The sequence below is a fragment of the Streptomyces sp. NPDC005494 genome (assembly GCF_042872025.1).
GTDB lineage: Bacteria > Actinomycetota > Actinomycetes > Streptomycetales > Streptomycetaceae > Streptomyces.
In genome coordinates this window covers 678510-692230 of sequence record NZ_JBIAJR010000001.1, presented here as the reverse complement: position 1 = coordinate 692230, position 13721 = coordinate 678510, and the positions used below count along the sequence as shown (strand labels likewise).

The window sequence follows — 13721 nt, the reverse complement described above, 5'->3', positions numbered from 1 at the left end:
TGTGAGCCGTGGCCCTCAGCCGGCGAGCGGGGCGAGGACCAGCGGCTGGACCGTGCCGTCCAGCATCGCGCCGAGCCCCAGCACCGCGCACACGTCCGGACGCTCGGCGATGTGCACGGGCACGCCCGTCGCGTCCCGCAGCATCTGGTCCAGTCCGGGCAGCAGGGCGCTGCCGCCGACCATCATGATCCCGGAGTCCGCGATGTCGGCCACCAGGTCGGGCGGGCAGTCGCGCAGCACCTTGCCGAGCCCGTCGAGCACCGCCGTGAGCGGGGTGTGGATGGCCTGGCGTACGGCGGCGGTGTCGACCTGCACGGAACGGGCGAGACCGGTGGCCACGTCGCGGCCGTGGATCTCCGTCATCGCCGGGCCGTTGAGCGTCAGGCCGTTGCCGCGCAGGGCCAGCTGGAGCGGGCGCACCGACTGGCTGGGCAGCATCAGCTCGTGGTGCTGGCGCAGGTGCTGGATCACCGCGTGGTCGATGGCCTCGCCGCCGACCGGGATGCGTACGGCGGTCACGATCGAGCCGAGCGAGAGCACCGCGATCTGGGTGGTGGCGGCCCCGCACACCATGATCATGGAGGCGGTCGGCTGCTCGACCGGCAGCCCGCAGCCGACGGCCGCGGCGATCAGCGTGTCGACCAGCTCCACGCGCCGGGCGCCGAGCCCCACGAGGGTCTCCACGGCCGCCCGCTGGGCCAGCGGATCGGCCTCGTGCGGGACGCAGGCGGCGGCCCGCAGCCGGGGCTTGCGGCGCAGCTGGCGCCTGAGCTTCTCGCCGAGCAGATGGCGCAGCATGCGCTGCGCCATGTCGATGTCGACGACGGTTCCGCCGGAGACCGGGCGGGCCACCCGGATGTACCCCGGTGTCCGGCCGGTCATCTGCTCGGCGAGCGCGCCGACGGCGATGAGCGAGCCGGTACGCGTGTTCACGGCGGCGACGCTGGGCTCGTCGACGACGAGTCCCACTCCCTTGATGTACACACGGGTCCTCGCGGCCCCGAGATCGACGGCGACATGGCAACGGCGCAACTGATCGAGACTGACGGTCACGGCAGGTTCTCCCGAGAGCGCTGACGGGGGGCACCGGCGGCAGCCGGCTCTCCTGGCATCGTCGCGCCGGGCCGGGAGCGGCGCGCGCTGGGTGAGCCGTAGGGGGGACCCGTAGCTGACGGCGCGACAGATCTCAGGCGCGGCCGGGCAGCAGCCGCTGGAACAGCCCCCAGGTGAACTCCGCGACGTGCGGCTCCCCGCTCGCCGGGTCGGTGAAGGCCAGCGCCCAGCGGGTCGGCGCACTGCCCTCCATGGGCCGGGCCGGCTCGAAGGCCCTGGCGACCTCGTCCACGGTGCAGGACCAGGGCAGGAGGTCCGCGGCGGTGCGCAGCCCGGGGCCCGCCGCCCCCGGGGCGCGGACCAGCCATTCGTTCCACACGGCGCCACCGGGGCCCGCCATCACCTCGAACCGCAGATCCGGCCAGAGCGGGAGCCGCCACAGCAGGGCGTCGCACTCCAGGTCCCCGACCGTGCGGCGTACGGAAGCCTCGGGCTCGCCCAGCACCGAGCGGTAGCGGCGCAGCGCGCCCCGGCCGCGCGGGGCGCGCAGCATGGCCTGCCAGCGCCGGTTGGCCTCGCGCATCTCGGCCAGGGACGCGCTCAGTTCGTGGCGGGCGTCCTCGACGAGGTCCGGCTGGTGGTCGGCCATCCGGCGCAGCAGGACGAGCTGGAACTGGAGCGGACCGAACGGGGCGGGAGAGGTCATGAGGCCCATCCTGCCGCGCATCGCGCGTATCGGGCGCCGCGAGGCGGAGTCCCGGATTCCACACAGGATCCTCACCTGCGCGGCTTCCTGTGTTGTTCCGCGCGCGTCTACTCTTCGGGCGCCATGGATTATTGCCACCCGTGCCGACGGCACCTCAACGGGGCGCTGGCCTGCGCCGGTTGCGGGACCCCCGCCGACGCGCTGAGCCCCTTCGCCGCTCTCGCCGACCGCCCCGGCCGTGACGTGGAACCCGCCGCCGAGCCCCCGGAGGCCTCCGACGCCACCGGTCACCGGCGCCGCGCCCGGGGCGCCTCCCGGCGGCGAGGCCGCCGCACGCACCGCAGGCGCGGGCGCGCGCTGCTCCTGACCGTGGCGGGCGTGGTGCTGGCGCTGGGGGCGCTCAGCCTGGCCGAGCTGGCCATGGAGCCCGGGGGTGACAGCGGCGCGTCGGAGTACGTGAGCGAGGCGACGTCCTCCGCCACGGAGGCCCTGCCCTCGGCCTCGTCGAGCGCGGAGACCGGCGAGCCCGGTCCGGTGGACGCCCCCACGGTGGTGCCGGTCACCGATTCCCACTCCGCCAAGGCGACGGCGACGGACGGTCCAGGCGGCGGGAGGACGACCGGGGCGGCCCCGCCCGCACCCACGTCGGCCCAGGCCCCGGTGACGGCGTCGGCGCCGGCCTCGCCGGACCCGGACGCGACCGGGTCGCCGGCCGAGCCGTCGGAGCCGGGCACGCCCTCGGCGGAGCCGACGCCGCCGGAGCCCTCGCAGGAACCCGAGCCCACACCGTCCCCCACCGAGACCTGCCGGTGGTGGATCTTCTGCTGACGCGGGACGTGGCGGACGCCGTCCCGGCCGCCCGTGTGCCGCGTCCGCCGGATCACGCGACTCGGCCCGGACCTGAGGCTGCCCAGCCGGGCTCAGGCGGGACGTGAGGCGGTCGAGCTGGGCTCAGGGCGGCCGTGAGGCCGTCAGGACGGGCTGCGGCCGGCGTCCTCGCCGAGCATCCTGCGCAGCAGGTCGCGCAGCACCGTCCGCTCCGCGTCCGACAGCTCGGCCAGCGGCTCCCGGGCGAAGTCCAGGGCGTCCCTCAGCTGCCGGGCCGTCCGGATGCCCTCCTCGGTCGGCGCCGCCAGCTTCACCCGCCGGTCGGCCGGGTCCGGGCGCCGTTCCACCAGGCCGCGGAGCTCCAGCCGGTCGACTATGCCGGTGATGTTGGACGGCTCGCACTTCAGCTTCTGGGCTACCTTCCGCATGGGCATCGGCTCCAGGGACAGGAGACCGAGTACGCGGGCCTGAGCGCCGGTGAGCGCGTGTGTGGCGGCTGCCCGGTCGTACTCCTCGTGGTAGCGCGCCACGACGCCGCCGATGAGCTGGATGACGTCGAGGGTGAGCGGGTCGGTGCGCGAGGTGGCCATGACACCCAGGATAGTGGATTACTTGACAAGGTGAAATATCTGCCCGCATGGTTGTTTCACGTCCTGAAGCTTTTCGCTTCCTCCACGACATCGAGGAGAACCCGAGCCCATGTCTGCTGCACTTCCCACGACCAGCCGCGAATGGCACCTCGTCGCACGCCCGCACGGCTGGCCCGAGGCCACGGACTTCGCGCTGCGTGAGGCGCCGGTGACCGCTCCCGGCGAGGGCCGCGTCCTCGTCCGCAACCTCCACTTCTCGGTCGACCCCTACATGCGGGGCCGGATGAACGACGTGAAGTCGTACACCCCGCCCTTCAAGCTCGACCACCCCATGGACGGCGGGGCGGTCGGCGAGGTCGTCGCGTCGAACGCCGAGGGCTTCGCGGTGGGCGACCACGTCCTGCACGGGCTCGGCTGGCGCGAGTACGCCGACGTCCCGGCCAAGCACGCGGTCAAGGTCGACGCCTCCCTGGCCCCGCTCTCCGCCTACCTCGGCGTGCTCGGCATGCCGGGCCTCACCGCCTACGCGGGTCTGTTCGAGGTCGCCTCCTTCAAGGAGGGCGACGCCGTCTTCGTCTCCGGCGCGGCCGGTGCGGTCGGCAGCCAGGTCGGCCAGCTGGCGAAGATCAACGGCGCCTCGCGGGTCATCGGCTCCGCCGGCTCCGACGAGAAGGTCAAGCTCCTCGTCGAGGAGTACGGCTTCGACGCGGCCTTCAACTACAAGAACGGCCCGGTCAGGGAGCAGCTCGCCGAGGCCGCTCCCGATGGCATCGACGTCTACTTCGACAACGTCGGCGGTGAGCACCTGGAGGCGGCGATCTCCTCGCTCAACGTCCACGGCCGCGCCACCATCTGCGGCATGATCGCCCAGTACAACGCCACGGAGCCCACCCCGGGCCCGCGCAACCTGGCGCTCGTCATCGGCAAGCGCCTCCGCCTCCAGGGCATGCTCGTCGGCGACCACTCCGCACTCCAGCCGAAGTTCGTCGAGGACGTGGCCGGCTGGATCGCCTCCGGGCAGCTCAAGTACAACGAGACCGCGGTCCAGGGCATCGAGAACGGCTTCGAGGCCTTCCTCGGTCTGCTGCGCGGCGAGAACACCGGCAAGATGATCGTCTCGCTGGACGCCTGATCGTCCGGGGCGCGGCGGCGGTCCCCCGGCCACGGGCCCGCCGCCGGTGTCCGTCCCGGGGCCTGCCGTCACCGCCCGTCGCGGTCCGAGGACGGCCACACGTACGGCAGGTCGGCCGGTACGCCGGGGAAGAGCGGCCGGTAGTACGCCGGGTCCTTCTGCACGAGGGCGGAGCGGTGGCTCCGGTGGAACGCCTCGTCACCCAGCCACGGCGGCAGTTCCCCCGCGGCCGCGAGTTCGGCGCTCTGCCGCACGGTGGTGCGCCGGAGCGCCCCCGCGAGGTCCTTGCGCAGGGTCGCCGCGCAGGTGTCCGCCCTCCCCTCGGCTGTCCACGCCGCGCACATGTCGAGGCCGTAGCGCACGAGTGCCTCCTCGTAGCCGGTCCACATGCGGACCGCGGGGTGGTGCCGCCAGCCGTAACCGGGGACGACGAGCCCGCGCAGGACCTGGATCGCCTCGACCCGCTGCTTGCCCAGCCGTCGCTGGTCCAGCGTGAGGGCACTTCGGGAGAAATCGGCGTAGGGCAGGAAAGTCTGCATGATTCATGCGTACCGCGTCCGCGCCGGAGTGCCCTCGGCGGTCACCCGCTAGGCTCGGCGCAGGCCGTCGCGGTCGTGGGCGCGAGTCGCGGCGCATCAGCAGGAGGAAACACCCGTATGACCATCCAGCACATAGACGTGGCCTACACCGCCGTCGCCACCGCCGAGAACGGCCGTGACGGGCGCGTCGCCACCGACGACGGCCGACTCGACGTCGTCGTCAACCCGCCGAAGGAGATGGGCGGCAGCGGTGCGGGCACCAACCCCGAGCAGCTCTTCGCGGCGGGCTACAGCGCCTGCTTCCAGGGGGCCCTCGGTGTGGTCGCCCGTCAGGAGAAGGCCGACATCAGCGGGTCGCTCGTGACCGCCTCGGTGTCCATCGGCAAGACCGAGGCCGGCGGCTTCGGTCTGGAGGTGGCGATCAGCGCCTCCATCCCGAACGTCGACAAGGCCACCGCCCAGGCGCTCGTCGAGAAGGCGCACCAGGTGTGCCCGTACTCGAACGCCACCCGGGGCAACATCAAGGTCGAGCTCTCGGCAGGCTGAGCCGCAGCTCCTCGCGTACGACCGAGGGCCGCATCCCGTCACAGGGGTGCGGCCCTCGGCCGTGTGCCGGGCGTCCCGTCGTCAGGAGCCCGCGCAAGGGCATTGACTGCCGACGAGGTTGAACTTTACGGTCCGTTCGAGGTTACGAGCAGCATTCGAAATATCGAACGAGTAAGGAAGCCATGACCCGCACCGCGCGCTTCACCCTCGACCCGGCCTTCACCGTCGGCGACGTCGACCCCCGGCTCTTCGGCTCCTTCGTCGAGCACCTCGGCCGCTGTGTCTACGACGGCATATTCGAGCCCGGCCACCCGTCGGCGGACGAGGCCGGACTGCGTACCGACGTCCTGGACCTCGTCCGCGAGCTCGGTGTCACCGCCATCCGCTATCCCGGCGGCAACTTCGTCTCCGGCTACCGCTGGGAGGACAGCGTCGGCCCCGCCGACGAGCGCCCCCGCCGACTCGACCTCGCCTGGCGCTCCACCGAGACGAATCGTTTCGGCCTCTCCGAGTACATCGACTTCCTCAGGAAGGTCGGCCCGCAGGCCGAGCCCATGCTCGCGGTCAACCTCGGCACCCGCGGTGTTCAGGAGGCCATCCAGCTCCAGGAGTACGCGAACCACCCCTCGGGCACCGAACTCTCCGACCGCCGTGCATCCCACGGTGACAAGGACCCCTTCGGCATCAAGCTGTGGTGTCTGGGCAACGAGATGGACGGGCCCTGGCAGACCGGCCACAAGACCGCCGAGGAGTACGGCCGGCTCGCCGCCGAGACCGCGCGCGCGATGCGTCAGATCGACCCGTCCGTCGAGCTCGTGGCCTGCGGCTCCTCCAGCCGCGCCATGCCGACGTTCGCCGAGTGGGAGGCGACGGTGCTCGCCGAGACCTACGACCTCGTCGACTACGTCTCGCTGCACGCCTACTACGAGGAGACCGACGGCGACCGGGACTCCTTCCTCGCCTCGGCCGTGGACATGGAGTCCTTCATCGAGAGCGTCGTCGCGACCTGCGACCACGTGGGCGCCCGCCTCAAGTCGACGAAGAAGATCAACCTCTCCTTCGACGAGTGGAACGTCTGGTACATGAGCCGCTACCAGAAGGACGCGGAGGAGAACCCGCTCGACTGGCCCGAGGCGCCCCGGCTGCTGGAGGACAACTACAGCGTCACCGACGCCGTCGTCTTCGGCAGCCTGCTCATCGCCCTGCTGCGCCACGCCGACCGCGTCACGGTCGCCTGCCTCGCCCAGCTGGTCAACGTGATCGCGCCCATCATGACCGAGCCCGGTGGCCCGGCCTGGCGGCAGACCACCTTCTTCCCCTTCGCGCAGACCGCGCGCCACGGCCGGGGCCAGGTCCTCGACGTACGGGTGGACTCGCCCACGTACGGGACGGCGAAGTACGGCGAGACGGACCTGCTGCACGCCACCGCCGTACGGGACCCGGAGACGGGGGCGGTGACGGTCTTCGCCGTCAACCGCAGCCAGGACACGGCGCTGCCGCTCGAAGTCGCCCTGGCCGGACTGGAGCTGACCGAGGTCGCCGAACACCAGGTCGTCGCGGACGCCGATCCGGAGGCCCGCAACACCCTGGCCGAGCCCGAGCGGGTCGTGCCGCACGCCGCCGAGGGCACCGAACTGGCCGGCGGAGCGCTCAAGGCCGTGCTGGAACCGCTGTCCTGGAACATGATCCGGCTGGTCTGAGCGCCCTGCCCCGCCGCGCCCCCGGCACGGACCGGGGGCGCGCCGCGGACAGGCTCGCCCCGCCTTGCAGACGACGCGGCGCCCGGCCCGCGACCCGGACCCGAGGGGGCGACATGGCGAGCGACGCCGGACGGGAGGAGCGGCGCACGCACGCCGTGCGGCCGCCGGAGCAGGCTGACGCCGCCGTGCGGCCGCCCGGAGCAGGACTGAAGCCGTCGGCCGGCCACCGGAGCGGACCTGAAGCCCGTCGCGGACACGTACGGCGCCCTCCCCCCGGCCGGGGGGAGGGCGCCGTACGTGTGAAGGCGTGGTCAGCGTGCCGAGAAGGCGTGCACCGTCGTCGAGCGGTAGGTCTCGCCGGAGCGCAGCACCGTGGAGGGGAACGACGGCTGGTTGGGGGAGTCCGGGAAGTGCTGGGACTCCAGGCAGAACGCGTCGCCCTGGCGGTAGACCCGCCCGGACGTGCCCGTCAGCGTGCCGTCGAGGAAGTTCCCGGTGTAGACCTGCATGCCGGGCTCCGTCGTGTACATCTTCATCACCCGGCCCGAGCCGGGCTCCGTCACGGTCAGCGCGTACTCGGGACGGGCCGTGCTCCCCTTGTCCAGCGCGTAGTTGTGGTCGATCCCCTGGCCGTAGCCGATCTGTTCGTGCGGGGTGCGCACCGCCTCGCCGATGGCCCGCGGGCGCCGGAAGTCGAAGGGCGTCCGCGCGACCGGGGCGAGCTCACCCGTGGGGATGAGTGTCGCGCCGACCGGGGTGTAGCGCGCGGCGGCCAGCTCCAGCAGGTGCCCGTCGACGCTGCCGCTGCCCTCGCCCGCCAGGTTGAAGTAGGCGTGGCTGGTCAGGTTGATGACCGTGGCACGGTCGGTGGTCGCCGAGTAGTCGATGCGCCACTCACCCCGGGAGGTGAGGGTGTAGACGACCCGGACGGCGAGCGTGCCCGGGTAGCCGGCCTCGCCGTCCGGGCTGGTCCGGGTGAGGACCAGCCCGGCCTCGCCACGCGACGTGAACGGCTCGACGTCCCAGACCCGCTTGTCGAAGCCCTGGTCGCCACCGTGCAGGCTGTTCGGGCCGTCGTTGAGGGGCAGTTGGTGCGTGACCCCGTCGAGGGTGAAGCGCCCCTCGGCTATGCGGTTGCCGTACCGCCCGATCAGCCCGCCGAAGTACGGGGACTTGGCCACGTAGTCGGCGAGATTCCCGAAGCCGAGCGCGACGTTCGCCGTCCGGCCCCTGCGGTCCGGGACCTCCAGGGACTGGATGACCCCGCCCCAGGAGAGGACCTTCAGCCGGGTCCCGCCGTTGGCGATGGTCCAGCGGTGCACCTTCGTCCCGTCGGCGAGTGTGCCGAAGAGCTCCTTGGACGGGGTGCGCCCGGTGGCCGTGGCGTGCGCGGCCGGGGCGCCCGCCGCCGCGGCCAGCCCGGCGGCGGCCGTGGCCGCCAGGACGGTGCGTCTGCTGGTTTTCGTGCTGAAGGTCATGAAACAACTCCTGTCGCGAGAGGGGGTGTTACGAACCGACCTTGCGCTTGTTCCAGACGTCGAAGCCGACGGCGGCCAGCAGCACCGCACCCTTGATGACCTGCTGCCAGTCGGTGCCGATGCCGACGAGGTTCATACCGTTGTTCAGCACGCCCAGGACCAGGCCACCGATGATCGCGCCGAGGACCGTGCCGACGCCGCCGCTCATCGACGCGCCGCCGATGAACGAGGCGGCGATGGCCTCCAGCTCGAAGTTGAGGCCCGCCTTGGGCGAGGCCGCGTTGAAGCGGGCGGCGAAGACCAGACCCGCCAGGGCCGCGAGCATGCCCATGTTCAGGAAGACCAGGAAGGTGACCTTCTTGTCCTTCACGCCGGACAGCTTGGCCGCCGGCAGGTTGCCGCCGATGGCGTAGATGTGGCGGCCGATGATCGCGTTGCGCATCAGGTAGCCGAAGCCGACGACGAGCACACCGAGGATGAGCAGCACGACCGGGGCGCCCTTGTAGCTGGCGAGCAGCAGCGTGACGACGAGGACGGCCGAGACCAGTGCGACCAGCTTCAGCAGGAAGAGCTTGGCCGGCACCACGTCCAGGGCGAACTCCTGCTGCCGCTTGCGGTCGCGGACCTCCTGGAACACCACGAAGGCGATCAGGGCGAAGCCCAGCAGCAGGGTGAGGTTGTGATAGTTGGTCTCCGGGCCCACCTCGGGCAGGAAGCCGTTGGCGATCTTCTGCAGGTCCTTCGGGAAGGGGCCGAGGGTCTGGCCCTTCAGGAAGATCTCCGTCAGACCGCGGAAGAGCAGCATCCCCGCGAGGGTCACGATGAAGGAGGGTATGCCGAGGTAGGCGATGAAGAAGCCCTGCACCGCGCCGGCGACCGCGCCGATGGCCAGGCAGAGCACCACGGCGAGCGGCCAGGAGAGAGAGTGCTCGACCATCAGTACGGCGGCCATTGCGCCGATGAAGGCGGTCAGCGAGCCGACCGAGAGGTCGATGTGGCCCGCGATGATGACGAGCATCATGCCGATCGCGAGGATCAGGATGTAGCTGTTCTGCAGTACCAGGTTGGAGACGTTGCGCGGCAGCAGCAGGTCGCCGTCCGACCACACCGCGAACAGCACCACGATCAGGCCGAGCGCCATCAGCATGCCGTACTGGCGCATGTTGCGGCGCATGCCGCCGAGCATCAGCTGCAGCAGGCTCTCGCCGGAGGCGGACCCGCCCTTGCCGGGCGGCGCGGGGGCCGGAGTCTTGGCAGTCACGTCCGTGCTCATCGGGTTACCTCTTTGTCCTTCGTCATCTGACGCATCAGCGCTTCCTGCGAGGCCTCGGCCCGGGTGAACTCGCCCGTCAGCCGTCCCGCGGCCATCGTGTAGATGCGGTCGCACATGCCGAGCAGCTCCGGCAGTTCCGAGGAAATGAAGACGACCGCCTTGCCCTGGGCGGCCAGTTGGTCGATGACCGTGTAGATCTCGTACTTGGCACCCACGTCGATGCCGCGCGTGGGCTCGTCCAGGATCAGCACCTCGGGACCCGCGAAGATCCACTTGCTGAGGACGACCTTCTGCTGGTTGCCGCCGGACAGCTTGCCCACCGGCTCGAAGACCGTGGGCGCCTTGATGTTCATGGACTTGCGGAAGTCCTCGGCGACCTGCCGCTCCCCGTGCTCGTCGACCACACCCCGCCTGGCGACCTTGCCCAGCGCCGTCAGCGAGATGTTCCGGTTGATGGTGTCGATGAGGTTGAGTCCGTAGTGCTTGCGGTCCTCGGTGGCGTAGGCGATGCCGTGCCCGACCGCCTCCGGGACGGTCTTCGTACGGACCTCGGCGCCGTCCCGCAGGACGGTGCCGCCCGCGTACCGGCCGTACGACCGGCCGAAGACACTCATCGCCAGCTCGGTGCGGCCCGCGCCCATCAGCCCGGCGATGCCGACGATCTCACCGCGCCGTACCTCGATCGAGACGTCGTCGACGACCTTGCGCTGCTGGTCGATGGGGTGGTGCACGGTCCAGTTGCGGATCTCGAGGGCGGGAGCGGTCCCCTCCTCCGGGTGGTGCGGGGTCCGCTCCGGGAAGCGGTGCTCCAGGTCGCGGCCGACCATTCCGCTGATGATCCGGTCCTCGGTCGTCCCGGCCGCCTTCACGTCGAGCGTCTCGATGGAGCGCCCGTCGCGGATGATCGTGACCGAGTCGGCGACGCGGCGGATCTCGTTCAGCTTGTGCGAGATGATGATCGAGGTCATGCCCTGGTCCTTCAGCGAAAGGATCAGGTCGAGGAGTTTGCCGCTGTCCTCGTCGTTGAGCGCAGCCGTCGGCTCGTCGAGGATGAGCAGCTTGACCTTCTTCGAGAGGGCCTTGGCGATCTCCACCAGCTGCTGCTTGCCGACGCCGATGTCCGCGACCCGGGTCTCCGGGTGCTCGTCGAGGCCGACCCGGCGCATCAGTTCACCGGCGTGCCTGAGGGTGTCGTCCCAGTTGATGAGCCCGCGCCTCGCGTGCTCGTTGCCGAGGAAGATGTTCTCCGCGATGGAGAGGTACGGCACCAGCGCCAGCTCCTGGTGGATGATCACGATGCCGTGCTGCTCGCTCGCCCGGATGTCCTTGAACCGGCAGGTCTCGCTCTCGAAGAGGACGTCCCCTTCGTAGCTGCCGTGCGGATGGACGCCGGAGAGCACCTTCATCAGGGTGGACTTGCCGGCGCCGTTCTCACCGCAGATGGCGTGGACCTCGCCCTGACGGACGGTCAGAGTGACGTCCGACAGCGCTTTGACACCGGGAAAGGTCTTGACGATCGAGCGCATTTCCAGGACGGGTCCCGCCATGGTCTTGCCTTCCAATCCTTGAGGGAGCCCGGTTACTTGAGGTCGTTCGCGGTGTAGTAGCCGCCGTCCACGAGGACCTTCTCGTAGTTGTCCTTGTCGACGCTGACCGGCTGCAGCAGGTACGCGGGGACGACCTTCGCGCCGTTGTCGTAGGACTTGGTGTCGTTGGTCTCGGGCTTCTTGTCGTTCAGGACCGCGTCGACCATGTTGGAGGCGACCTTGGCCAGCTGACGGAGGTCCTTGTAGACGGTCTGCGTCTGCTCGCCCGCGATGATCGACTTCACGGACGCCACCTCGGCGTCCTGGCCCGTGACGACGGGCAGTGGCTTGGCCTTGGTGCCGTAGCCGTCCGACTTCAGGGCGGAGAGGATGCCGATGGAGATGCCGTCGTACGGGGAGAGCACGGCGTCGACCCGGGTGCTGCGGTAGCTGGAGGTCAGCAGGTCGTCCATGCGCTTCTGCGCGGTGCCGCCGTCCCAGCGCAGGGTGGTGACCTGGTTGAGGGCGGTCTGCTTGGACCTGACGACCAGGTCGCCCTTGTCCACGTAGGGCTGCAGGACGTTCATCGCGCCCTGGAAGAAGTACTTCGTGTTGTTGTCGTCGTTGGAGCCGGCGAACAGCTCGATGCTGAAGGGGCCCTTCTTGCCGTCCTCCAGGCCGAGCTTGTCCACGATGTACGTGCCCTGCAGCTCGCCGACCTTCTCGTTGTCGAACGAGGCGTAGTAGTCGACGTTCTCCGTGCCGAGGATCAGCCGGTCGTAGGAGATCACCGGGATGTCGGCGTCCTTGGCCTGCTGCAGCACGTTGTCGAGGGACTTGTTGTCGATCGCGGCCACGATCAGGGCGTCCACACCCTGCGTGATCATGTTCTCGATCTGCGAGACCTGCTGGTCCGGGTCGTCCTCACCGTAGACGAGCTTGGTCTCGTAGCCCTTGGCCTTCAGTTCCTTCACGACGTTGGCGCCGTCGGAGATCCAGCGCTCCGAGGACTTGGTCGGCATCGCGACGCCGATGGTGGCGCTGTCGGAACCGCCCTTCTTCTCCTCGCTGCCACCCTCGCCGCTCTGGCCGCAGGCGGTCAGCGTCAGGGCGAGGGAGGCGGCGGTGGCTATGGCGGCACATGCGGCTCTGCGGTTGCGCATCATCATCATCCTTGATGTGAGTCAGGGCTCGGTCGGGTGCTGCGAAACGCCGGTAACTGATCGACCGAGAAACAGGTGTGTGGGATTGTGCGCGGCTCTGTCTTCTTTTGGGGAGGAAAGTTTCCGGAACGTTATGACGGGATCGCGAACCGGTTGAGCGGGCCCGGCAGTCGGCTCCCCAGGGCCGCCATGTCCCCGTCCGCCCCGTGCCGGGCGAGCAGGTCCAGTGCGAGCCGGCCGCGCCGCACCCGCTCCTTGGCGGTGGCCAGCGCGAGCTCTCGCAGGTGCTGGCCGTAGGGGTAGATACCGGGGGACTTGGAGAGGCCGAACTTCAGGTAGAGCGGTGCGCCCCGCCGGATCAGCTCGGCGACCTCGTACATCCGTACGTAGCCGCCGAGGTCGTCCGGAGCCTCGATGTAGAGGTCCATCGGGGCCCTCGACACCCGTCGGATCTCCGTGAACTGGGCGAGCGTCAGGTCCGACGGGATGTTGATCGAGTCGGCGCCGAGCTGCTCGAACACGGCGAAGGAAGCCGGGTTGACCGGCCCGATGAGCGCCGACACCTTGAAGGTGGTGTCCGCGGGCAGGACGCCCTGCTCGCGCAGCCGGTGCAGCGTCCACAGCACGCCCTCGTCGGCCACGAGCAGGCACTTCACGCCCAGCTCCGTGGCCCGCAGCGCGTCCTCGACGCAGCCGGCCAGCGCGTCGTGGCCCCGGGAGCGCAGGCCCGCGCCACCGGAGTCCGTACGGACCGACGCGCCGGTGTCCCAGGTGCCGCGCGGGCCGGTGAACAGGCAGAGCTCGATGTCGCGTTCGGCGCAGCCCTCCACCATCTCGGTGATCTCCGCGTCGGTCAGCATCCAGATGCCGCTGCCCTGGCTGATGCGGTGGACGGGGACGTCGAGCCTGGCGGACTCCTTCAGTACGACGCCGAGGGCCTCCGGACCTTCCACGGACGGCACCTCGGTGCGCCAGCTCCCGCCCCCCGGGAAGGAGTGCGGGGAGGCGTCGGCCGGTGACAGGGGGGCCGGGCCGAGGCCGAGCGCGGTGAGCGCGGCATCGCCGGGGCGGCGGGGGCCGGGCGCACCGGGGGAAGAGACAGGGGCGTCTTTCACGACAGGTCCTTCACGTTCGGTATTTCGGACGACATTCGGATCTTTGGGTGTACGCCGGTCCGGAGGCGGTCA

Annotated in this window: 13 protein-coding genes; 4 read left to right on the top strand and 9 right to left on the bottom strand. The window is 70.6% G+C overall.

Going from position 1 to position 13721, the window contains the following annotated elements:
* Positions 1-15 precede the first annotated feature (15 nt).
* Both ACFYQ6_RS03190 and ACFYQ6_RS03185 read right to left on the bottom strand, forming a co-directional pair.
* Positions 16-1053 (bottom strand): rod shape-determining protein, encoded by a 1038-nt coding sequence (locus ACFYQ6_RS03190; protein ID WP_361571065.1) that lies wholly within the window; start codon positions 1051-1053, stop codon positions 16-18.
* A 133-nt stretch (positions 1054-1186) separates the two neighbouring features.
* Positions 1187-1759 carry a hypothetical protein gene (locus tag ACFYQ6_RS03185; RefSeq protein ID WP_361571062.1) on the bottom strand — a complete coding sequence of 191 codons (573 nt, stop codon included), beginning with the start codon at positions 1757-1759 and terminating at the stop codon, positions 1187-1189.
* Positions 1760-1882: 123 nt separating this feature from the next.
* On the opposite strand from ACFYQ6_RS03185, the gene ACFYQ6_RS03180 reads away from it, so the two are divergent.
* Positions 1883-2587, top strand: coding sequence for a hypothetical protein (locus tag ACFYQ6_RS03180; protein ID WP_388760124.1), 705 nt, complete (start codon positions 1883-1885; stop codon positions 2585-2587).
* 143 nt (positions 2588-2730) lie between these two features.
* On the opposite strand, the gene ACFYQ6_RS03175 is transcribed toward ACFYQ6_RS03180, so the two are convergent.
* Complete coding sequence (locus ACFYQ6_RS03175; protein ID WP_361571056.1) at positions 2731-3177, bottom strand: MarR family transcriptional regulator; 447 nt, start codon at positions 3175-3177, stop codon at positions 2731-2733.
* A 109-nt stretch (positions 3178-3286) separates the two neighbouring features.
* Here ACFYQ6_RS03175 and ACFYQ6_RS03170 point away from each other — a divergent pair, with 109 nt between their 5' ends.
* A complete protein-coding gene (locus ACFYQ6_RS03170; protein ID WP_361571053.1) occupies positions 3287-4309 on the top strand; it encodes an NADP-dependent oxidoreductase in 1023 nt (340 codons plus the stop codon).
* A gap of 68 nt (positions 4310-4377) precedes the next feature.
* Here ACFYQ6_RS03170 and ACFYQ6_RS03165 read toward each other — a convergent pair whose 3' ends face one another.
* Complete coding sequence (locus tag ACFYQ6_RS03165; RefSeq protein ID WP_361571050.1) at positions 4378-4848, bottom strand: MSMEG_6728 family protein; 471 nt, start codon at positions 4846-4848, stop codon at positions 4378-4380.
* 117 nt (positions 4849-4965) lie between these two features.
* On the opposite strand from ACFYQ6_RS03165, the gene ACFYQ6_RS03160 reads away from it, so the two are divergent.
* A complete protein-coding gene (locus ACFYQ6_RS03160; RefSeq protein ID WP_356735384.1) occupies positions 4966-5394 on the top strand; it encodes an organic hydroperoxide resistance protein in 429 nt (142 codons plus the stop codon).
* A 182-nt stretch (positions 5395-5576) separates the two neighbouring features.
* The gene (locus tag ACFYQ6_RS03155) at positions 5577-7094 is read left to right on the top strand and encodes an alpha-N-arabinofuranosidase (protein ID WP_388760119.1); all 1518 of its coding nucleotides are present in this window, start codon (positions 5577-5579) and stop codon (positions 7092-7094) included.
* A 311-nt stretch (positions 7095-7405) separates the two neighbouring features.
* Here ACFYQ6_RS03155 and ACFYQ6_RS03150 read toward each other — a convergent pair whose 3' ends face one another.
* The 5 genes from ACFYQ6_RS03150 to ACFYQ6_RS03130 all read right to left on the bottom strand — a co-directional run bounded on the left by ACFYQ6_RS03150 (position 7406) and on the right by ACFYQ6_RS03130 (position 13649).
* Entirely contained in the window at positions 7406-8572 is a 1167-nt protein-coding gene (locus ACFYQ6_RS03150) for an aldose epimerase family protein (RefSeq protein ID WP_388760116.1), read from the bottom strand.
* Positions 8573-8600: 28 nt separating this feature from the next.
* Positions 8601-9845, bottom strand: a complete 1245-nt coding sequence (gene mmsB / locus ACFYQ6_RS03145) for a multiple monosaccharide ABC transporter permease (RefSeq protein WP_361571039.1) — start codon at positions 9843-9845, stop codon at positions 8601-8603.
* Complete coding sequence (gene mmsA / locus ACFYQ6_RS03140; RefSeq protein WP_361571036.1) at positions 9842-11392, bottom strand: multiple monosaccharide ABC transporter ATP-binding protein; 1551 nt, start codon at positions 11390-11392, stop codon at positions 9842-9844. Before mmsA ends, mmsB begins: the two co-directional genes overlap by 4 nt.
* 32 nt (positions 11393-11424) lie before the next feature.
* Positions 11425-12534 carry a multiple monosaccharide ABC transporter substrate-binding protein gene (chvE, locus tag ACFYQ6_RS03135; protein ID WP_361571033.1) on the bottom strand — a complete coding sequence of 370 codons (1110 nt, stop codon included), beginning with the start codon at positions 12532-12534 and terminating at the stop codon, positions 11425-11427.
* A 131-nt stretch (positions 12535-12665) separates the two neighbouring features.
* Positions 12666-13649, bottom strand: coding sequence for a hypothetical protein (locus ACFYQ6_RS03130; RefSeq protein WP_388760111.1), 984 nt, complete (start codon positions 13647-13649; stop codon positions 12666-12668).
* Between the last annotated feature and the right edge of the window lie 72 nt (positions 13650-13721).

What these genes read in the sequence shown, in the direction of transcription:
- chvE (WP_361571033.1), bottom strand. Translation starts at nt 12,534, where the DNA reads ATGCGCAACCGCAGAGCCGCATGTGCCGCCATAGCCACCGCCGCCTCC.
- ACFYQ6_RS03185 (WP_361571062.1), bottom strand. Translation starts at nt 1,759, where the DNA reads ATGACCTCTCCCGCCCCGTTCGGTCCGCTCCAGTTCCAGCTCGTCCTG.
- mmsB (WP_361571039.1), bottom strand. Translation starts at nt 9,845, where the DNA reads ATGAGCACGGACGTGACTGCCAAGACTCCGGCCCCCGCGCCGCCCGGC.
- ACFYQ6_RS03180 (WP_388760124.1), top strand. Translation starts at nt 1,883, where the DNA reads ATGGATTATTGCCACCCGTGCCGACGGCACCTCAACGGGGCGCTGGCC.
- ACFYQ6_RS03155 (WP_388760119.1), top strand. Translation starts at nt 5,577, where the DNA reads ATGACCCGCACCGCGCGCTTCACCCTCGACCCGGCCTTCACCGTCGGC.
- ACFYQ6_RS03150 (WP_388760116.1), bottom strand. Translation starts at nt 8,572, where the DNA reads ATGACCTTCAGCACGAAAACCAGCAGACGCACCGTCCTGGCGGCCACG.
- ACFYQ6_RS03165 (WP_361571050.1), bottom strand. Translation starts at nt 4,848, where the DNA reads ATGCAGACTTTCCTGCCCTACGCCGATTTCTCCCGAAGTGCCCTCACG.
- ACFYQ6_RS03160 (WP_356735384.1), top strand. Translation starts at nt 4,966, where the DNA reads ATGACCATCCAGCACATAGACGTGGCCTACACCGCCGTCGCCACCGCC.
- ACFYQ6_RS03175 (WP_361571056.1), bottom strand. Translation starts at nt 3,177, where the DNA reads ATGGCCACCTCGCGCACCGACCCGCTCACCCTCGACGTCATCCAGCTC.
- mmsA (WP_361571036.1), bottom strand. Translation starts at nt 11,392, where the DNA reads ATGGCGGGACCCGTCCTGGAAATGCGCTCGATCGTCAAGACCTTTCCC.
- ACFYQ6_RS03170 (WP_361571053.1), top strand. Translation starts at nt 3,287, where the DNA reads ATGTCTGCTGCACTTCCCACGACCAGCCGCGAATGGCACCTCGTCGCA.